The sequence below is a fragment of the Pseudonocardia sp. ICBG601 genome (assembly GCF_020496245.1).
On the sequence record NZ_JAHLJA010000150.1, the window covers coordinates 934011 to 954078 of the forward strand.

General features: G+C 75.5%; 17 protein-coding genes. 6 read left to right on the forward strand and 11 right to left on the reverse strand.

Annotated features, from left to right (window positions below):
* Nucleotides 1-8: 8 nt before the first annotated feature.
* The 3 genes from KPL57_RS50035 to ilvD form a co-directional block, all read right to left on the reverse strand.
* On the reverse strand, nt 9-1688 hold the full coding sequence (locus tag KPL57_RS50035) for a hypothetical protein (RefSeq protein WP_226357441.1): 1680 nt from the start codon (nt 1686-1688) through the stop codon (nt 9-11).
* A 195-nt stretch (nt 1689-1883) separates the two neighbouring features.
* Nucleotides 1884-2435, reverse strand: coding sequence for an ACT domain-containing protein (locus tag KPL57_RS50040; RefSeq protein WP_226357442.1), 552 nt, complete (start codon nt 2433-2435; stop codon nt 1884-1886).
* A 101-nt stretch (nt 2436-2536) separates the two neighbouring features.
* Entirely contained in the window at nt 2537-4219 is a 1683-nt protein-coding gene (ilvD, locus tag KPL57_RS50045) for a dihydroxy-acid dehydratase (RefSeq protein WP_226357443.1), read from the reverse strand.
* A 218-nt stretch (nt 4220-4437) separates the two neighbouring features.
* Here ilvD and KPL57_RS50050 point away from each other — a divergent pair, with 218 nt between their 5' ends.
* Nucleotides 4438-4902 carry a L,D-transpeptidase gene (locus tag KPL57_RS50050; RefSeq protein WP_308253127.1) on the forward strand — a complete coding sequence of 155 codons (465 nt, stop codon included), beginning with the start codon at nt 4438-4440 and terminating at the stop codon, nt 4900-4902.
* 67 nt (nt 4903-4969) lie between these two features.
* Here KPL57_RS50050 and KPL57_RS50055 read toward each other — a convergent pair whose 3' ends face one another.
* A complete protein-coding gene (locus KPL57_RS50055; protein WP_226357445.1) occupies nt 4970-6922 on the reverse strand; it encodes a DEAD/DEAH box helicase in 1953 nt (650 codons plus the stop codon).
* Between the two features lie 285 nt (nt 6923-7207).
* Here KPL57_RS50055 and KPL57_RS50060 point away from each other — a divergent pair, with 285 nt between their 5' ends.
* Nucleotides 7208-7957 (forward strand): tyrosine-protein phosphatase, encoded by a 750-nt coding sequence (locus tag KPL57_RS50060; protein ID WP_226357446.1) that lies wholly within the window; start codon nt 7208-7210, stop codon nt 7955-7957.
* 60 nt (nt 7958-8017) lie between these two features.
* On the opposite strand, the gene KPL57_RS50065 is transcribed toward KPL57_RS50060, so the two are convergent.
* Together KPL57_RS50065 and KPL57_RS50070 are read right to left on the reverse strand one after the other, a co-directional pair.
* Entirely contained in the window at nt 8018-10555 is a 2538-nt protein-coding gene (locus KPL57_RS50065; protein WP_226357447.1) for a Tex family protein, read from the reverse strand.
* 175 nt (nt 10556-10730) lie between these two features.
* The gene (locus KPL57_RS50070; RefSeq protein ID WP_226357448.1) at nt 10731-11336 is read right to left on the reverse strand and encodes a TetR/AcrR family transcriptional regulator; all 606 of its coding nucleotides are present in this window, start codon (nt 11334-11336) and stop codon (nt 10731-10733) included.
* Nucleotides 11337-11427: 91 nt separating this feature from the next.
* Between KPL57_RS50070 and KPL57_RS50075 the strand changes: the two genes are divergently transcribed.
* Together KPL57_RS50075 and KPL57_RS50080 are read left to right on the forward strand one after the other, a co-directional pair.
* Nucleotides 11428-11868: a hypothetical protein gene (locus KPL57_RS50075; protein ID WP_226357449.1), complete on the forward strand. Its 441-nt coding sequence runs from the start codon at nt 11428-11430 to the stop codon at nt 11866-11868.
* Nucleotides 11869-11879: 11 nt separating this feature from the next.
* Entirely contained in the window at nt 11880-13538 is a 1659-nt protein-coding gene (locus tag KPL57_RS50080) for a GMC oxidoreductase (RefSeq protein ID WP_226357450.1), read from the forward strand.
* A gap of 84 nt (nt 13539-13622) precedes the next feature.
* Here the strand turns inward: KPL57_RS50080 and KPL57_RS50085 are convergent, their stop codons facing one another.
* Complete coding sequence (locus KPL57_RS50085) at nt 13623-14882, reverse strand: cytochrome P450 (RefSeq protein ID WP_226357451.1); 1260 nt, start codon at nt 14880-14882, stop codon at nt 13623-13625.
* A gap of 80 nt (nt 14883-14962) precedes the next feature.
* On the opposite strand from KPL57_RS50085, the gene KPL57_RS50090 reads away from it, so the two are divergent.
* Entirely contained in the window at nt 14963-16018 is a 1056-nt protein-coding gene (locus KPL57_RS50090) for a YncE family protein (protein WP_226357452.1), read from the forward strand.
* Between the two features lie 13 nt (nt 16019-16031).
* Here KPL57_RS50090 and KPL57_RS50095 read toward each other — a convergent pair whose 3' ends face one another.
* From KPL57_RS50095 to KPL57_RS50110, 4 genes are all read right to left on the reverse strand, one after another.
* Complete coding sequence (locus KPL57_RS50095) at nt 16032-16607, reverse strand: TetR/AcrR family transcriptional regulator (protein ID WP_226357453.1); 576 nt, start codon at nt 16605-16607, stop codon at nt 16032-16034.
* Entirely contained in the window at nt 16604-17149 is a 546-nt protein-coding gene (locus tag KPL57_RS50100) for a DUF4334 domain-containing protein (RefSeq protein WP_226357454.1), read from the reverse strand. Before KPL57_RS50100 ends, KPL57_RS50095 begins: the two co-directional genes overlap by 4 nt.
* A 47-nt stretch (nt 17150-17196) precedes the next feature.
* Nucleotides 17197-18489, reverse strand: a complete 1293-nt coding sequence (locus tag KPL57_RS50105; protein ID WP_226357455.1) for an MFS transporter — start codon at nt 18487-18489, stop codon at nt 17197-17199.
* Nucleotides 18490-18562: 73 nt separating this feature from the next.
* The gene (locus KPL57_RS50110; protein WP_226357456.1) at nt 18563-19093 is read right to left on the reverse strand and encodes a hypothetical protein; all 531 of its coding nucleotides are present in this window, start codon (nt 19091-19093) and stop codon (nt 18563-18565) included.
* 92 nt (nt 19094-19185) lie between these two features.
* Here KPL57_RS50110 and KPL57_RS50115 point away from each other — a divergent pair, with 92 nt between their 5' ends.
* The gene (locus tag KPL57_RS50115; protein ID WP_226357457.1) at nt 19186-20055 is read left to right on the forward strand and encodes an alpha/beta fold hydrolase; all 870 of its coding nucleotides are present in this window, start codon (nt 19186-19188) and stop codon (nt 20053-20055) included.
* The last annotated feature ends 13 nt before the right edge of the window (nt 20056-20068 follow it).

The following is a 20068-nucleotide window of genomic DNA, read 5'->3' on the forward strand; positions in this document are numbered from 1 at the left end:
CCCGCAGGTTAGGCGGCGACCCCGGAGCCCAGCCGACCGCGCAGCCACCGGCCGACGCCCGCCCCGCGCAGGCACGGGTGGAGCACCACGACGGGCTCGGGCACGCCGGCGTCGGTGCCGAGCAGCGCGGCCACGCCGACCAGGTCACCGGCGGCGGTGCGCAGCAGCAGCGCCGGTGCGGCGACGGGCGCCAGCAGCCCCGCGAGGTCGGCGGCCGTCCAGTCCACGGCCGGTTCCCCGGCCAGGCAGGTCCGCAGCAGCACGTCGAGCTCGGCGGTCTCCTCCCCCGACGCGGGTTCCGCGACGAGCTCGGCCCCGCCGGGCAGCAGCACCGTCTCCCGGGGCGGCGGGGTCGCCGCGCCCGCGCGCAGGAACGCCTCCCCGCGGGCCCGCTCGGTGACGGTGAACGGCGCCCAGTCCCGGCAGGCCAGCACCGGCGGGCCGGCCGGGGCGGTGAGCTCCAGGACGTGCGTGCCGGCCGCGACCGGGCCGGTGCCGACCTCGTCGGCGTGCAGGAGCGCGGCGAGACCGTCGAACAGCCCGTCCCGGCCGCGGGCGGCGGCCACGAGGTCGAGCGCCCGGGTGGGCCCGTCGACCAGCTCGTGCGGGTCGGCCGGGGTGACCTGCACGGTGTCCGGGCCGGACCCGCGCAGCCGTCGCCGGATCACCCGCGACAGCCGGTCCGCGGTCACCCCGCCGCCGACGAGCATCTCGTCGACGACGGTGCCCGCGTCGCGGCCGTGCACCGACAACGACAGGATGTTGCCGCCGACCTCGGCGACGGCCGCGGTCAGCCGGGCCAGCGCACCGGACTCGTCGGGCAGCCGGACGCGGACCTTGAGCAGCGGCGCCGGTCCCGGCTCGGCCGCGGTGCCGAGGACCGCCGGGTCGAGGTCCGCCGGGCCGGGCTCCGTCGAGCCGGGGTCCGCGGCGTCCACGACCCGCAGCACCGGCGGGACGGACGGGCCGTCGACGAGGGTCTGCCCGGGGCCGACGGCGGCGTGCCCGGCCGCCCGCAGCGCGGCCCACATCGTCACCTGGTTCGCGGTGAGCACCGGCTTGCCGAGCTCGCGCTCCAGCCCGGCGATCGCGTCGTAGGTGGGCAGGTTGGTGCAGGAGACGAAGACCGCCTGCGCGTCGGGGTGGTCCGCGGCGCGCACGGCCGCGGCGACCTGCTCCGGGGTCGTCGTCCAGATGTGGCCGAGCAGGCCCAGGCCGTGCCGGGCGACGGTGTCGACCCCGGACCCGGCGAGGAAGTCGGCGAGCAGCCCGGTGAGGTCGTCGACGTAGGGGGTGGCGACGGCGAGCCGGGTGACCCCCAGCTCGGCGCACGCCGCGACCAGCGACCCCGCCGTCGTGACCGCCGCCGGCGCGCCCGCGGCCAGCACCGCCTCGCGCAGCGCGGCCTCCCCCGCCACGCCACCGACGAAGCTGCCCGAGGTGCACGAGTACGCGACCACGGCGGGCCCCGGGGTCAGCACGTCGCGGGCGGCCCGCCGGACCATCGCCGGGTCGGAGATCAGCCGGGCCTGCGCGGCGTCGGCCGGGGTCGCGACGAACGGCGTGCGGGTCACGTGCAGGGTGACCCGCTCCGGGACCCACCGCCACATCTCACGGTCGAGGGCGAAGTCGTACGGCACGACCACACCCACCCGGTCCCGATCCCGCGGGGACGACAGCTCACCCATACCGGCCTCCATGACGCAACGATCACCGTCCATCGTTGCCGCCACGGGTCGCGGCGGTTTCGCGATGGTGAGGACGCCCGCCGGAGGCCGTGTGGGTACTGCCCGTTCTCGATCGTCCTGCCCGCAGGATGCCAGCGGTGGCGGCTCCGTGACCTCCGTGCCACGCCGACCGGCGCCTGCGGTGCGCCGAGTGCGCTACGCGCCGGCCCAGCCGCGCGGGTCGGACTCCGGGCGCGTCGCGACCGCGCGCAGGAACGCCTGGGCCCGGGCCACCTCGGTGACGGTGAACGGCGCCGCCCGCCGGGCGACCAGCCGGGTGCCGTCGGGCGCGGTCAGCTCCAGGTCGTGCTCGTCGCGCGCACCCGGCTCGTCCGGGCCCGGCGTCCGGACGCCCGACGCGCCGAGCAGCGCGGCGACCCCGTCGGCGGGGCTCTGACCGGCGGCGACGATGTCCAGTGCCCGGGTGGGCGGGTCGACCAGGTCGTGCGGGTCGGCGGTCATGACCAGGACCCCGCCGTCGGGGGCCGCCCCGCAGACCGCCACCGACAGCTCGCCGACGCTGCACGGCCCGGACACCAGCAGCTCGTCGACGACGGAGTGCGCGTCCTGACCGTGCACCGACAGGGCGAGGATGTTGCAGCGCACCTGCGCCAGCGCCGCCGTCAGCCCGGCCAGGGCACCGGGTTCGTCGGGCAGCCGAACCCGCACCCGGTAGAGGCCGTTGGTCGTCCCGGGATCGGTGCTCATCACCACCAGCCTGCGGGACCGATGTTGCGGCCCTGTGTCGGGGCGGTGTCGGGTGCGTCGCGGCCGGCGCGCCCGTCCGCCGGGCGCGCCGGCCACGCGGGTCAGCCGCAGACCGCCCCGTCGGCCGCCGACGACACGAGCTTCGCGTACTTGCCCAGCACCCCGCGCCGGTTCGTCGGCTCCGGGCACGTCCACTCCGCGCGCCGCCGCTCCAGTTCGGCGGGCTCGACGCCGATGTCGATCGTGCGGGCCTTCATGTCCAGGGTGACCGTGTCGCCGTCGTGGACGAGCGCGATCGGTCCGCCGTCGGCGGCCTCGGGCGAGACGTGCCCGACGCACAGCCCCGTCGTCGCACCGGAGAAGCGGCCGTCGGTGACCAGCAGGACGTCCTTGCCGAGGCCCGCGCCCTTGATCCGCCCGGTGACGGCGAGCATCTCCCGCATCCCGGGCCCGCCGCGGGGGCCCTCGTAGCGGATCAGGACGATCGTGCCGGGCCCGATCTCGCCGGCGTCGACGGCGTCGAGCGCGCCCTGCTCGCCGTCGAAGACGCGGGCGGTGCCGGTGAAGGTGGCGGCGTCGAACCCGGCGGACTTGACGACGGCGCCGTCGGGCGCGAGCGAGCCGCGCAGGATCGTGAGGCCGCCGGTGGGGTGGATCGGGTCGGCGAGGTCGTGGATGACCGAGCCGTCGAGGCCCGGCGGGTCGAGCTCGGCGAGGTTCTCCGCGACCGTGCGGCCGGTGACGGTGCGGGCGTCGCCGTGGATGAGGCCCGCGTCGAGCAGTGCCTTCATCACCACCGGTACGCCGCCGACCTGGTCCACGGCGTACATGAGGTGCCGCCCGAACGGCTTGACGTCGGCCAGGTGCGGGATCCGGTCGCCGACGGTGTTGAAGTCGTCCAGGGTCAGCGGCACCTCGGCCTCGCGGGCGATGGCGAGCAGGTGCAGCACCGCGTTGGTGGACCCGCCGAAGGCCATGACGACGGCGATCGCGTTCTCGAAGGCCTCGCGGGTCAGCACCGACCGCGCCGTCAGTCCCTGCGCGATCATGCCGACCGCGGCCTCGCCGGAGGCGCGGGCGACGCCGTCGCGGCGACGGTCCACCGCGGGCGGGCTGGCCGAGCCGGGCAGCGCCATCCCGAGCGCCTCGGCGGCCGCGGCCATCGTGTTCGCTGTGTAGAAGCCGCCACAGGCACCCTCCCCCGGGCACATGGCCCGTTCCAGGGTGTCGAGCTCGTCGGGGGTGATCAGGCCGCGCGCGCACGCCCCGATGCCCTCGAACGCGTCGCCGATGTTGACCTCCCGGTCACCGACCCGGCCCGGCATGATCGATCCGGCGTAGACGAACACCCCGGCGAGGTCGAGCCGGGCCGCGGCCATCAGCATCCCGGGGAGCGACTTGTCGCAGCCGGCCAGGAGCACCGTCCCGTCGAGCCGCTCGGCCTCGACGACGGTCTCCACCGAGTCGGCGATGATCTCCCGGCTGACCAGCGAGTAGTGCATGCCCCGGTGCCCCATCGAGATGGCGTCCGAGACCGAGATCGTGCCGAACTCCATCGGGTAGCCGCCCGCGGTGTGCACGCCCTCCTTCGCCGCGGTCGCGAGCCGCTGCAGCGACAGGTTGCACGGGGTGATCTCGTTCCAGGACGAGGCGATGCCGATCTGGGGCTTGGCGAAGTCGTCGTCGCGCATGCCGACCGCGCGCAGCATGCTGCGGGCGGCGGTGGCGCCGATGCCGTCGGTGACCTGGTGACTGCGGGGCTTGCGGGAACTGGTGGTGGCCATGCGCGCTCCTCGGCCGGACTCCGGTGTCGGGACGGGGCCGATCCTCCCGCACATCACCGGCGCAGGCCCGTTTCCGGCCGCAACGGATAGCTCGTCCGGGCGTATCCGTTGCTACGGGTGATCGTTGGACTCTCCGGCAGCACCGTCATTCACCCGAGAGGACCCGAGCGACACTCATGGCGCACACGAACGAACCCACTCCCCGTAGCACTCGCCGGGTGCGTCGCCGCCGCGCACTGGTCCTCGCGGCCACCGGGCTGGCCACCGGGCTGGTCATCGGGCTGGGCGCCGCGGGCACCGCGGTCGCCGCCGGCACCGGCTCCGGTGTCGCCGGCACCCCGTGCTCGGCGACGGCGAAGGCCTGTGTGGACCTGGAGTCCCAGCAGGCGTGGCTGATGAAGGGCGGGAAGGTCACCTACGGCCCCGTCGACGTCGCCACCGGTGGGCACGGCACGGAGACCCCGACCGGGGACTTCGCCGTCTACGACAAGGACCGCGACCACCACTCCGCCGAATTCGACGGCGCCCCGATGCCGTGGTCGGTCTTCTTCGCCCCCGGCGGCATCGCCTTCCACGAGGGCGACCGCGGCTCCGGGTCCGCGGGCTGCGTGAAGATGCGCAACCAGGACGCGACGGTGTTCTTCGGCAAGCTGGCGCAGGGTGACCGGGTCGAGGTGCGCTGACCCTCCCCCACCGACGACGACAGGGGCCCCGCGCGATCCGCGCGGGGCCCCTGTCGTGTGCCGTGTGTCAGCGGGCGCCGGCGTTGTCCCGGTCGCGCCGCACGTTGGCCTTGCGGCCCTTCAGCGTCGTCGCACCGCGCAGCGAGCGCAGCACGTCGTCCGCGGCGTGCTCGGGCACCTCGACCAGCGAGTGGCGCTCGTGGATCTGGATGGCGCCGATGTCGCGGCCGGACAGCCGGGACTCGTTCGCCAGCGCACCCACGATGTCCTGCGGGCGCACACCGGAGGCACGGCCCGCCGAGACGAACAGGCGGGTCGCCCCGGCCTTCGGCGGGCGGGCGCCCTGGCCGCGGGCACCGCCCGGACGGCCGTCGCGGTCGCGGCGCGGGCCACGGTCGCCGGGGCCGCTGTCACGGCCACCGCGCGAGCGGACCTGCGGGATCTCGATCTCGTCGTCCGGCACCGAGTTGCCGGCGCGGGCGAGCCGGATCGCCGCGGCGGCGATCGAGGCGAGGTCGTGGTCGCGGGCCAGCTCGACGACGAGCTGCTCCACGCCGTCCTGCGGCGGGGTGTCGGCGTCCTGACCGGCCTGCTCGCGCAGGGCCAGCGCGGTGCGGGCGAGCCGCACGGTGCGCAGGTCCTCCGGCGAGGGCACCGGCGCGCTGGGCACCGACGCCCCGATGAGGCGCTCGATGTTGCGCAGGTGACGCACCGACCCCGGGGTGACCAGGGTGATCGCGACGCCCTCGCGGCCCGCCCGGCCGACCCGGCCGATGCGGTGCACGTAGGACTCCGGCGACGACGGCACGTCGTGGTTGACCACGTGGGTCAGCGAGTCGATGTCGAGACCACGGGCCGCAACGTCGGTGGCGACCAGCAGCTCGGTGCGGCCGGCGCGCAGGCGCTCGACGACCCGGGTGCGGTGCTCCTGGTCCATGCCGCCGTGCAGCGCCTCGGCGCGCAGGCCGCGCGCGGTGAGGGTCTCGGTGACGGCGTCGACGTCGGCGCGGGTGCGGCAGAACACGATCGCCGCGGTCGGCTGCTCCATCTCGAGCACCCGGCCCAGCGCGACGGTGACGTGGCTGCGCGGCACGTGGTACGCGGTCTGGCGGACCTTGGGGGCCTCGCCCTCGGGCGTGGCCTCCTTCTTGATCCGGATGTCGGTCGGGTCGCTCAGGTGGGTCCGCGCCAGGCTCTGGATGCGGCCCGGCATGGTCGCCGAGAACAGCACGGTCTGGCGGCCCCGCGGCGTCGCGCCGAGGATCGTCTCGATGTCCTCGACGAAGCCCATGTCGAGCATCTCGTCGGCCTCGTCCAGGACGGCGACCTCGATCGCGTCCAGGGCGAGCGCGCCGCGGTTGACCAGGTCGATCGCGCGTCCGGGGGTGGCGACGACGATGTCGACGCCGCGACGGAGCTGGCCCAGCTGCGGGCCGATGGGCGCGCCGCCGTAGACGCAGGCGACCGAGGCGCCGAGCGCGGCACCGTACTTGGAGACCGCGTCGCCGACCTGCATGGCCAGCTCACGGGTCGGGGCGAGCACCAGGCCGAAGGGCTTGGTGCCGCGGGAGCGCGAGGTGCGGCCGTCAGCCAGGCGCTGCAGCATCGGCAGCGAGAACGCGGCGGTCTTGCCGGTACCGGTGGCGGCCTGGCCCAGCAGGTCGCGCCCGGCGATCAGCGGGCCGATCGCGGCGGCCTGGATCGGGCTCGGCGAGGCGTAGCCCAGCTTCTCGAGGGTGTCGAGCAGCTGCGGCGCGAGGCCCAGGTCGGCGAAGGTCGGGCCGGCGGGGGTGTCGTCGACGGGCTCGTCGGCGGTGTCCGCGTCCTCGGTGTCCGCGTCCTCGGCCACGTCGGCGGAGGGGGTGCCCTCCCCGGCGTCGGTCGTGTCGGGGGTGGTGGCGGCGTCGGCGATCTCGGTGTCGAGCTCGGCGGCGGCGTCGGTGTCCGTCATGGCGGCGGAAGTGGTGATCTCGTCTCCGGAGTCGTTCAGGTCGGGGTGCTGGTCCAGCAGAATGCTCACTCGGTCCTCAAATGGCGCGCGCAGGGGGGTGCGCTGTGTCGTCGGGCGGCTCTCGCCCGCTCTCCCAGCCCGCCAGGCCCGCGTGCGGCATCTCGATCCAGATGATGTGCCGGTGAACCCAGACCTCCGGGGCTCGCGGCCGTGCGTCGTCGCCGACGGCCGTCGATCGACCAGTGTGCCATGTCCCGGCGCGGTCCGTGCGTCGGGTCCCGCGTGACCGACACCACCGATGCCCCTGGTCACGACCCTCGGCGCGACCGCGGGGAGATCACCGACCCTGGTCGGGTGACGGCATTCCTCTCCAGCGCCGCGACCCGGCGCCCGGCGAACCTGCGTGATCTCGGCGGTCTCCGCACGACGGACGGCTACCGGCTACGGCACGGGGTGCTCTACCGGTCCGACGCACTCCGCCCCGGCGACCCGCGCGACGCCCGGGCCCTCGACCTGCCCGAGGGATCGCCGTGGCCGCCGCGGACCGTCGTCGACCTGCGCTCGGCGGCGGAGACGCGCGAGCCGCACCCGCTCGCCGACGTCGCCGACGTCCGGCCGGTCCCGCTCGGCGCGTCGCTGACCCCGGAGCGGGTCGCGACGGCCGCCGCCGGGCAGGACGGGCTCGGGTGGGCCTACCGGCTGCTGGCCTCCGAGGCCGGCGCCGAGCTCGCCGGGATCGTGCGGACCGTCGCCGACGCGCCCGCCCCGGTGCTCGTGCACTGCGCCGCGGGCAAGGACCGGACCGGGATCGTGGTCGGGGTGCTGCTGGCACTGCTGGACGTGCCGCGCGCGACGATCGTCGCGGACTACCTGCGCACCAACGACGTCCTGCCGACCCTGTGGGACCGGCTGCGCGCCTGGGGCCAGCCCGAGCCCGACGACGAGGCGCTGCTCGGGGTGGACGCCGCCGCCCTGGAGGCCGTGCTCGACGACCTCGACGCGCACCCCGGTGGCCCGGCGGGCCGGCTGCGCGAGTGGGGCGTCGGCGACGACGACCTGCGCCGCCTCGCCGAGCGGCTGCTGGAGCCGGTCCTCCCGCACTGACGCGACCGGGCCCCGCGCACCCGGGGTGCGCGGGGCCCGGTCGTCGTACGGGGCCGGAGCTCAGGACTTGCCGAAGCCCGCCTTGCGCAGCGCCTCGGCCATCGCGTCGTTGGCGGGGCCGCGGTCCTGCCGGCCGCCGCCGGAGCCGCCGCGACCGCCCTGGCCGGCCTGGCCGCCGGAGCCGCCGCGTCCGCCGCCCTGACCGCCGCGTCCGCCGTCGCCGCGGCCACCGTCGCGGCCACCGCGGCCGCGGTCGCCGCCGCCCTGGCCGCGTCCGCCGCCCTGGCCACCGCCCGGACCGCGCCCGCCGCGCTCGCCGCCGTCGCGGCCCCGGCCGCCCTGGCCACCGCCCTGGCCCTGGCCGGGCCCGCGGGACCGGCCGCCGCGCTCGCCGGCACCGGGCTCGTCGTCCAGACGCAGGGTCAGCGAGATCCGCTTGCGGGCCTCGTCGACCTCCAGGACCTTCACCTTGACCACGTCACCGGACTTGGCGACGTCGCGCGGGTCGGACACGAAGTCCTTGCTCATCGCGCTCACGTGCACGAGGCCGTCCTGGTGCACCCCGACGTCGACGAACGCGCCGAAGGCCGCCACGTTGGTGACGACCCCCTCCAGCAGCATCCCCGGCCGCAGGTCGGAGATCTTGTGGACGCCCTCGGCGAAGGTCGCGGTCCGGAACGCCGGCCGCGGGTCCCGGCCGGGCTTCTCCAGCTCGGCCAGGATGTCGGTGACGGTCGGGAGCCCGACGCCGTCGTCGATGTAGTCCTTGGGCTTGATCTGGTGCAGCCGTGCGGCGTTGCCCATCAGGGCGGACACGTCGAGCGTGGTGCGCTCCACCATCCGCCGGACGACCGGATAGGACTCCGGGTGCACGCCGGTCACGTCGAGCGGCTCGTCGCCCCCGCGGATGCGCAGGAAGCCCGCGCACTGCTCGAACGCCTTGGGCCCCAGCCGCGCGACGCCGGTCAGCGCGGTCCGGTTCCGGAACGGGCCGTTCTCGTCGCGGTGGGCGACGATCGCGCCGGCGAGGGACTCGGAGATGCCCGAGACCCGGCGCAGCAGCGGCGCGGACGCCGAGTTCACGTCGACGCCGACGGCGTTCACACAGTCCTCGACGACCGCGTCGAGCGAGCGCGACAGCGACGACTCGGGCAGGTCGTGCTGGTACTGCCCGACCCCGATCGACTTCGGGTCGATCTTGACCAGCTCGGCGAGCGGGTCCTGCAGGCGCCGCGCGATGGAGACCGCGCCGCGCAGCGAGACGTCCATGTCGGGCAGCTCGGCCGAGGCGTAGGCCGACGCCGAGTACACCGACGCGCCGGCCTCGGACACCATCACCTTGGTCAGCTTCAGGCCCGGGTTCGCCGCGATGAGCTCACCGGCCAGCGCGTCGGTCTCCCGCGAGGCGGTGCCGTTGCCGATCGCGATCAGCTCGACGGAGTGCTTCGTGCACAGCGCCGCCAGGGTCTTCAGCGACCCGGCGCGGTCCTTGCGGGGCTCGTGCGGGTAGATCACCGCGGTGTCGACGACCTTGCCGGTCGCGTCGACGACGGCGACCTTGACCCCGGTGCGCAGGCCCGGGTCGAGGCCCAGGGTCGCGCGGGTGCCCGCGGGGGCGGCGAGCAGCAGGTCGCGCAGGTTCGCCGCGAACACGCCGATCGCGCCCTCCTCGGCGGCGGTGCGCAGCCGGACCCGGATGTCGATGCCGAGCGCGGTGAGCAGCCGGGTCCGCCACGCCCACCGGACGACGCCGAGCAGCCACGCGTCACCGGCGCGGCCGCGGTCCGCGACGCCGTACTCGGCGGCGATCAGGGCCTCGTAGGGGTTCGGCTCGTCGTCGGCGACGCCGGCGTCGAGGGTGACGTCGAGCGCCTCCTCGGACTCGCCGCGGAAGGCCGCGAGGATCCGGTGCGAGGGCAGCGTCGTGAACTTCTCGGCGAAGGAGAAGTAGTCCGAGAACTTGGCCGCGGCCTGGTCGTTCTCCTTGCCCTCGCGGACCGTGGTGACCAGCCGCCCGTGCGCCCACATGCGCTCGCGCAGGCCGCCGACGAGGTCGGCGTTCTCCCCGATCCGCTCGACCAGGATCGAGCGGGCGCCCTCCAGCGCGGCGCCGGCGTCGGCGACCTCGTCGGTCACGTAGGAGGCGGCCGACGAGTGCGGGTCGAGCGTCGGGTCGGCGAGCAGCGCGTCGGCCAGCGGCTCCAGGCCCTGCTCGCGGGCGATCATCGCCTTGGTGCGGCGCTTGGGCTTGTAGGGCAGGTAGATGTCCTCGAGCCGGGCCTTGGACTCGGCGGCGAGGATGGTGGCCTCGAGGGACTCGTCGAGCTTGCCCTGCGACCGGATGGAGTCGAGGACGACGGTGCGCCGCTCCTCCAGCTCCCGCAGGTAGCGCAGCCGCTCCTCCAGGGTGCGGAGCTGGGCGTCGTCGAGGCCGCCGGTCGCCTCCTTGCGGTACCGGGCGACGAAGGGGACCGTCGAGCCCTCGTCCAGCAGGGCCACCGCGGCCCCGACCTGGTCCGGCCGGGCGCCGAGCTCGTCGGCGATGCGCTGGTTGATCGAGCGGTGCTGCTGGATGTCCGGGGGTGCCGTGCCTGTCACCGCCCCATCGTGGCGAACGGTGTCGCGGGCGCCACCGCCGGGTGGGGGGTCGGGCCCGCGCCCGTCCGGACGGCGGTCCCCGCGACCGCTGTCCGGTGTCCGACATCCGATGGAGAACCCGGTGGGTGAGCGCCCGCTCACCCGTGCCAGACTGCCGCCCGTGGCTCGCTGTGGATCATGGCCCGCCGGGCGGCCCGCCGCCGTCCGCGGCCAGCGCGGCGAGCCCGGTCGCGAGCGCGTGCACCATGCGGCTGTACAGGTCGGGCGGCGCCTCGCCGGGCACACCGAGGCGGTACTCCCGGACGAGGCCGTGGAACAGCGCGATCATCGCGGTCGCCACCTCCTCGTCCGGCACGCCGAGGTCCACCCCGTTGGCCGCGCGGCCGCGCGCCACCATCGCGGCGGCCTCGGCACGGACCCGGCGGTGGTGGTCGGACACGGCCGCGCGCAGTGCCGGGCTGCGCATCGCGGCGGCCCAGCTCTCGGCGTCGAGCAGGGTCGCCGGGCGCGAGCGGGCGGTCTCCAGCAGAACCGTCTCCAGCTCGGCCAGCCCCTGCTCGGGGCCCGTGTCCATACCGGACCGCACCCGGTCCAGGTCGCCCTCCAGGTAGCCGGTCATCAGCGCCCGGAACAGGTCCTGCTTGCTGCCGAAGCGGCTGTAGATCGACCCCACCGACACCCCGGCGGCGCGGGCGATCTCGTCCACCGAGGCGCCGTCGTAGCCGCGCTCGGCGAACACGTCGGCCGCCGCGGCCAGCAGGGCCGCCCGCGTGCGCGCCACGCCGTCGTCCCGTGTCTCCCGGCGCCTGCCCCCGGGCGTCGCTCCCGTCACGTCGTCCCCCCGTCCGCTCCCCCAGGTCCCGGAGGTTCCCATGCGGTTGCGCAGTCTGCTGTCGTCCGTGCTCGTCGGAGTGATCGTCGCCGGAGCAGGGGCGGGTGTCGCGTCCGCCTCCACCTGTGACGACGCCTGCCGGGTCGACGGTGCCCGCGCCTACGTCGCCGCGCTCGCCGACCACGACCCGTCGGCGGTGCCGTTCCACCCGCACGCGACCCGGGTCGAGGCGGCGCTGCCGACCGGGTTCTCCGGCGACCAGCTGCGCGCCGACCTGCGGTTCGGCCCGCAGTACCGGATCATCCGCGCCGTCTCCGACGAGACCTACCGGGTGCGCGGGGACGGCGTCGTCGTCGCGGAGTTCACCCTGTCCGTCGGGGCGGGTCCGATCGGCCTCACGACCGCGCGGGTGCACGAGACCTTCCGCTACGAGGACGGCCTGATCCGCGAGATCGTCGCCGACATCCGGATCGGGGGCTGAGCCGGATGCGGGTGACCAGCCGCCGGGGCTTCCTGACCGGGGCCGCGCTCGGCGCCGCCGCGCTGGGTGCCGCCGGGACCGCGACCGCCGCGCCGGCCCTGCTGCGCCGCGAGGTCACCGCGATGTCCGCACCGGCCGTCGTCGTCGGGAGCGGGCTCGGCGGGTCGATCGCCGCGGCCCGGCTCGCCGAGGCGGGCGTGCGCACCCTGGTCCTCGAACGCGGCCGCCGCTGGACCACCCCGGCCGCCGACACGTTCCCGCCGTTCCTGCGCCCGGACCGCCGCTCGTCGTGGCTGACGCCCGCGCCGGTGTTCCCCGGCCAGCCGCCGACGCTGTACAAGCCCTACACCGGACTGTTCGAGAAGGTGTCCGGGCGCGGGATGAGCGTGCTCTGCGGGGCCGGGGTCGGCGGGTCGACCCTGGTCTACGCCGGGGTGTGGATCCGGCCGGACGCGGCGGTGTTCTCCGCGGCGGTCCCCGGCATCGACCACGACGAGCTCGCCGCCGTCCACTACCCGCGCGCCGCCGCCCGGGTCGGGGTCTCGCCGATCCCCGACGACGTCCTGGCCCACCCCGCGCACGTCGGCACCCGGCTGTTCCTGGAGCAGGCCCGCCGCGCCGGGCTGGCCGCGCAGCTGCTGCCCAACGCGACCGACTGGGACGTCGTGCGCGCCGAGTTCGCCGGGCGGGCGACGCCGTCGATGTCGGTCGGCGAGTACTTCACCGGCGTCAACTCCGGGGCGCGGCTGTCGGCGGACAAGAACTACCTGCGCGACGCCGAGGCCTCGGGCCTGGTGACCGTCGCCCCGCTGCACCGGGTCACCGACCTGACCGCGGTCGGCGGCGGGCGCTACCGGCTCGACGTCGAGCGGATCGACACCGACGGAGTCGTGCAGGAGCGGATCGCGCTGACCACCGGTGCGGTGTTCCTCGCCGCCGGGTCGACCGGGACCTCCCGGCTGCTCGTGCGGGCCCGCGAGACCGGGACGCTGCCCGACCTCACCGCCGACGCCGGCCGGTTCTGGGGCAACAACGGCGACCGCATCCAGCTGCGCGTCGGCGTCCCCGAGCCGGCGGGCGGACCGCAGGCCGGACCGATGGCGGCCGGCATCCGCCCGCCCACCGACGACCGCGCCGAGGCCGTCACGCTCACCTTCGGCCCCGCGCCGCTGCCGTTCGACGTCCGCGCGATGTCGCTGCCCGGGTTCGGGGCCTGCGACCCGGTCGGCGAGTTCCGCTTCGACGGCGCCACCGGCGAGGCCGTGCTGCACTGGCCCACCGACGGCGACGCCGACGCCCAGCGCACCGTCCGCGACCTCACCCAGCGGCTGATCGCCCCGGACGCCCCGGTCGGCGCCGGCCTCGGACGGGTCGTCTCCGACGTCGCCTCCCGGCTGCCCGCAGGGCTCTCCGGCCTGGTCGCGCGCGCCGCGGACGCACCCTCCGGGGTCCTCGACCTGGGGACCCTGGACCCGGTCACCTGGCACCCGCTGGGCGGCGCGGTGCTGGGCCGGGTCACCGACGACCGGGGACGCGTGGCCGGGCACCCGGGGCTGCACGTCGTCGACGGGGCGCTGGTGCCGGGGACGACGGGGAGCACGAACCCGTCGTGGACGATCGCGGCGATCGTGGAGCGGGCGATGGACGGGATCCTGACCGACGGGCTGTGAGCCCAGTCCGCGGCGCCCCTCCCCGGTCCGCGGCACCCCGTGCGCGGGTCGCCGCGCGACGTCACGGGGCGCCGCGGGCCTGGTTCACCAGGTGACCGGCAGCGCCCGCACTCCCCCGGTGACCTGCTCGGCCCGCACGTCCAGGTCCTCCGGGGCGACGGCGAGCCGCAGCCCGGGCAACCGCCGGAACAGCCGCGCGAACACCGTCGCGAGCTCGGTGCGGGCCAGGCTCGCACCGATGCAGAAGTGGCCGCCGTAGCCGAAGGACACGTGCGGGTTGGGCCGGCGGGTCGGGTCGAAGGCGTCGGCGTCGTCGAACACCTCGGTGTCCCGGTTCGCCGACGCCGTCGAGATCATCACCGCGTCACCGCGGCGGATCGTGACGCCCCCGACCTCGATGTCGGCGTGCGCGTAGCGCAGCAGCGCGAGCCCACCGGGGGCCGACATGCGCAGGACCTCCTCGACGGTGCCGTGCAGCCGGCCGTCGACGTCGGCGACGAAGGCGTCCCGGCGGGCGGTGTCGGTGAGCAGCAGGAGCACGCCGAGGTCGATGCGCCCGACGGTCGTCTCGTGCCCGGCGAACAGCAGCCCGGCGGCGAGCCGGGTCAGCTCGGCCTCCCCGAAGCCGGGGTCCTCGGCCTGGGCCCGCACGAGGTCGGTGACGACGTCCTCCCCCGGGGTCTCCCGCTTCGCCGCCGCGAGCCGTCCCATGTAGCCGCGGAACTCGGTCATCGCGGTCTCGGCGTCGCCCCCGGAGCGGATGGTCGCGACCCGCTCGGACAGCCCGCTGAAGTAGCCGCGGTCGGCGAAGGGCACGCCGAGCAGCTCGCAGATGACCAGCACCGGGAGCGGGAACGCGAGGTGGGCGTGCAGGTCCGCGACGCCGTCGGGGGACGTCTCCCTCGCGGCGACGAGGTCGTCCAGACAGCCGTCGACGAGCTCGCCGACGTGGTCACCGAGGCGCCGCATCCGCTTGGCCGAGAACGCGGGGACGAGCAGCCTGCGCATCCGGTCGTGCTCGGCCTTCTCGGTCTCCACGGTGCCGGTGGGGCCGCCCAGGATCGCCGCCTCGGACACCCGGGCGGCCTGCTCGGGAGCGGGGTGCGAGCGACCGAGCCGCGGGTCGGCGAACAGGGAGCGCGCCTCGGCGTGCCGGGTGACCAGCCACGCCGGGTCACCGACCGGGGTGCGCACCGGCACGATCGGTCCCTCGCGGCGGAGCACCGCGTACAGCGGCGCGACGTCGATGACGTTCGGACGGTCGAAGGGCAGCTGCGGGGCCTCGGCGGTCGTCACGGGGACACTCCCTCGTCGTCGTGATCCGGACACCGGAACGGTAGCCATCTATCGTTTCGTGGCGCAACCGGGAGTCCCGTTCGTCCCGCCGGCGCGCGGCCGTCCGGCCGGGCGACGATGCTGTGCCCATGGCGACAGGGAAGCGCATGCTCCGCACGGCCGCCGTGCTCGTCCTGGCGCTCCTCGCCGCGGGCTGCACGTCCCCGCCCGACGGCCCGGCCGCACCGGGACGCGCGGGTACCCCGGTGCGGTTCGCCGAGCCGCTGCCGCCGCCCGCCGAGCCGGGCGTCGCGCCGACGGTGACCGGCACCCCGCCCGGGCGGACCGTCGCGGTCGGCGCGGTCCCGGAGGGCATCGTCGCCGACGGGCCGACGCGCCGCGTCGCGGTCGGGGTGCGACAGCCCGACCGGCTCGTGCTGCTCGACGCCGACACCGCCGCCGTCGTCGGGCGGGTGCCGCTGCCGGGCGTGCTGCGCCACCTGCAGCTCGCCGGGCCGGGCGGGCCGGTGCTGGTCCCGAGCGAGAGCGCGAACGGCCTGCTGCGCGTCTCGCTGCCCGGCGGCCAGGTGTCGTCGGAGGTGATGACCGGCCCGATGGCGCACGACGCGACCGAGACCGCGGCCGGGACGGTGTTCGTCGCCAACGAGGCGGGTGGCAGCGTGTCCGTGGTCCGCGGGGACCGGGTGGTGCGCCAGCTGACCGACGTCACCCAGCCCGCCGGGCTCGCCCCGGTCGGCGACCGGGTCGGGCTGATCGACGTCCGCGAGAACACCCTCACCGTCTACGACGCCGCGACCGGCGACGGCATCCGCGAGCTCCCGGCCGGCGACGGCCCGACCCACCTGGTCGCCGACCGGCACGGCCGCATGATCGCGACCGACACCCGGGGCGGGCACCTGATCGTCTTCGATCCGGCGGGCACCCCCGCCGAGGTCGGACGGGTGGACCTGCCCGGCGAGCCCTACGGGATCGCCTACGACCCGGTCCGCGACCGCGTGTGGGTCACCGCGACCGGGGCGAACCTGCTCGTCGGCTACGACATGACCGACCCGACGCCGCGGGAGGTGGCCCGGATCCCCACCGTGCGGCAGCCGAACACCGTGGCGGTGGACCCGGACACCGGGCGGCTCTTCGTCACCGGTACCGCCGACGGTGTCGTGCAGGTCGTCGACGGGCCCGCCTAGGAGCGCGCGGAGCTCACCGGCGGGCCCCGAGGGCCGGCAGCAGCACGTCGTCGCAGACCGACCGCAGGTACCCGGCGTCGGCGACGGCCGACGGCCCGTCCAGCAGCGTCGGCGCCACCACCGCGCCCGCCAGCAGGTAGGGCAGGTGCCGGGCGGCGGGCGGGTCGGCGGGCAGCTCCCCGCGGGCGACGGCCCGCACCACCACCGCGCGCAGCGCCTCCACCTGCGGCAGCAGCCGCGAGGACAGCGCGGCCAGCAGGGCGGGGTCGCGCTGCCCGGCCCCGGCCAGCCCCAGCACGATCGGCACGTCGACCCGGGCCCGCGCGGCCAGCTGGTCGACCACCGCCGCGAGGTCCCCGGCCAGCGACCCGGTGTCGATCCGGTCGATCGCGAGCGGGCTGCCCGCCGAGACGGCCTCCACCACCAGCGCGGCCTTGTCTCCCCACTGCCGGTAGAGCGTGGCCTTGCTGGTGCGGGTCGCCGCGGCGACGGCCTCGACGGTGGTCGACTCATAGCCGCGTTCCGCGACGAGGTCACGGGTCGCGGCGAGCACCTCCCGGCGGCGCTCGTCGGGGAAGCGGCTGGTCACTCGCGACGCAGGAAGAACAGGAACGGGTGGGCCAGGCCGCGCATGTCCATGGCACCGAGGACGGTGTCGTCGTCGACGCGCCGGAAGACGTCGTGGATCGGCAGGTCGTCGTAGCACATGGTGGCGCTGGCGACCCCGCGGTACTCGGTGGTGCGCAGCCGCGCCTTCGGGGCCCGGGTGGCGAGCGCGGGGCCCGCGGTGCGGGCGATCCGCGCGAGGGTCGCGTTGCGCAGCGCGGCCGGGTGACGCAGCAGTGCGGGCAGCGGGACCAGGGCGGGGTTGAGCGAGAACCGGCCGCCGCGGGGGTGGTCCATGACGAGCGGGTGGACGTCGTCGACGCCGTCGAACCGCTTGCCGTGCCAGCCGAAGCGCCCCAGCAGCCCGTCCATCGGGTTGCCGGTGGGGATCTCGCCACCGGACCAGTCACCCAGCATCTCCTCGACGCGGACGGCGGGCAGCGCGTCGAAGAACCCGAGGCCCTCCTCGAGCGTGGCGCCGTGCGCGAGGTGGCGCAGCGTGTCGGCCGGTGCGGTGCTGGTCATCGCGAGCTCTCCATCGAAACGGTGGCGTTTCGATGGAGCGTACCCGCTCAGCGCAGGGCGGAGCCCTTCGTCTCCGGCAGGGTCAGCACCGCGACGAAGGAGATCACCGCCCCGACGGCGACGTAGACGAAGAACAGGATCGCCAGGTCCGCCTCCTGCAGCGAGGCGATGACCAGCGGCGCGGTCCCGCCGAACACGGCGACGGTCAGGTTGTACCAGGCACCGATGCCCAGGGCGCGGACCTTCGTCGGGAACAGCTCGCTCATGATCGCCGGCGCGACCGAGGTCATCGCCGTGTAGAGCCCCAGCCCGACGACGAACACGACGAACATGTTCCAGAAGCCGGGCCCGATCAGGAACGACAGCGGTACGACGAGCACCGCGGTGGCCGCGGACCAGACCAGCATCTGCGGCTTGCGGCCGTACCGGTCGGCGGCGGCCCCCATCGGGTACTGCAGGAGCACGAAGATCGCCGTGGCGATCGACAGCGCGAGGAACACCTCCGTCGCGTCGGCGCCGCGGGAGCGGGTGGCGAACGGGGTCAGCGCGGAGAAGAACGTGTAGTAGCAGAGCGTGTGCAGGATCGTGAAGCCGACGAGCTGCGCGACCGCCCTCGGGTGCTCACGCAGGGTCAGCATCAGCGGGTTGCGGATCCGGGCCGCGGACTCCTTGTTCTCCTCGAACTGCTCGGTCTCGCTCATCTGGCGCCGCATCCAGAGCCCGACGATCCCGAGCACCCCGCCGAGCAGGAACGGGATCCGCCAGCCCCAGGAGGCCAGCTGGTCCTCGGTCAGCGTCGCGGCCAGCACGAAGCCGGTGAGCGAGGCGAACAGCACCGCGGTGCCGGTGGAGATGTAGAAGAACGACGAGTAGCGCCCGCGCCGCTCGCGCGGGGCGATCTCGGCGAGGTAGGCCGAGGCGTTGGAGACCTCCCCGCCCAGCGACATGCCCTGGGCGATGCGCGCGAGCAGGAGCAGCACCGGCGCGAACCAGCCGATCATCGCGAACGTCGGCAGCAGGCCGATGACGAACGACCCGCCCGCCATCAGCAGGATCGTCACCAGCATCGCGGTCCGGCGGCCCTTGAGGTCGGCGAAGCGGCCCAGCAGCAGACCGCCCAGCGGCCGGAAGAAGAAGGCGAGCGCGTAGGTCGCGAGCGTCGAGATGAGGGCCAGCGCCGCGTTCTCGGGCGGGAAGATCTGCGTCGCGAAGTAGATCGAGAACGTCGCGTAGATCGTCCAGTCGTACCACTCGACCGCGTTGCCGATGGACGCCGCGACGAGCGTCCGAACCGGGAGACGGTGACGTTCCGTCGTTCCGGTGGTGGGTGCCTGGGACACGGTTCCCCCTGACGTGTCGGCCGAACGGTCGGCGAACGGTAACCGTTACAGCCCGACAATTCGACCGGACGGGTCAGGAGAGGACCAGGCCGACGATCGTCGCGGTCCCGAAGACGAGGGTCACCACGTGCCCGAGGACGGCGAGCCCGCGCCGGCCGCGCCGGGTGCCGAGCACCACCGCCGTCGTCCAGGGCAGGTAGCCGAGCAGGGCGACGCCGAGGAACGGCAGGGTCAGCGCGGCGAGCACCCCGGTCGTCCCGGTGGGCACCGCACGGTCACCGGCGGGGGTCAGCTGCGCCGCCACGACCTCCCCGGCCGACGAGTCCGGCGAGGCGTCGACGGCGATCGGGTCACCGCCGGCGTCGGGCCGGAACAGTCCGTTGCAGTCGTAGCGGCCCTCCCCCAGGTCGGTGCAGTCGGTGACCTCCAGGACCCCGGGCGCGCCGACCGAGCCGGTGGCCAGGCGCAGGTCGTCGACGGCGAACCACCCGCACGCGAGCGCGAGCAGCAGCCACAGCGCCAGCAGGAACCCCATCCAGCCCGGGGTGGGGGTCTCCGGGTCGTCCCAGTCGACCTCGACGTCGGGGTTCCGGCGCTCACTCACACGCGCGAGTATCGCCGTCGCGACCCGGGCACCCCATCATCATTTCTCGGTACACCGAGCCGCCCGTCCCACGAGTCCGGAGGATCCCCGCGATGCCACTGTCCACCGCCACCGACGGCTTCCGACTGGCCTACGACCGCCACGGGGAGCCCGGTGCGCCGCCGGTCCTGCTGCTGCACGGCTGGCCGGGCGACCGGACTGACATGACCGCCGTCGCCGAGCGGCTGGCCCCCGCGCACGACGTCGTCGTCCCGGACCTGCGCGGGTTCGGCGGGTCCGACAAGCACGACCGCGACCCGGCCGAGCAGTACTCGGCGGCCGCGCAGGCGTGCTCGCTGACCGCGCTGCTGGGCGAGCTGGACCTGTCCGATGTGGTCGTCGCCGGCTACGACGTCGGCAGCCGCGTCGGCCAGCAGGTCGCGAAGGACCGGCCCGACCTGCTGCGCGCGCTCGTGGTCACCCCGCCCGCGCCGGGGGTCGGGCAGCGGATCCTCGCGGAGCGGCCCGTGCGCGAGTTCTGGTACCAGTCCTTCCACCAGCTCGACCTGGCCCGCGAGCTCGTCGACGGCGACGCCCGCGCCGCCCGCGCGTACCTGCGCCACTTCTGGTCGCACTGGTCCGGCCCGGGGTTCACCCCCGACGACGAACGCCTCGACCACCTCGCCGCCTCCTACGGGGCGCCGGGCGCGTTCGTCGCGTCGATCAACTGGTACCGCTCCGGCGGCGGCGCGGTGGCCCGCTCGCTCGCCGAGACCACACCCGACCCGGCCGACCGCGTCACCGTCCCGACGACGTTCCTGTGGCCCGAGCACGACCCGCTGTTCCCGCGCGACTGGTCCGACCGGGTCGGGGAGTTCTTCACCGAGGTGACCGTCACCCCCGTCGACGGCGTCGGGCACTTCGTCCCGGTCGAGGCACCGCAGGTGTTCGCCGACGCGGTGGCCGCGGTGGCCGCCCGGTAGGACCTGTCGTCGC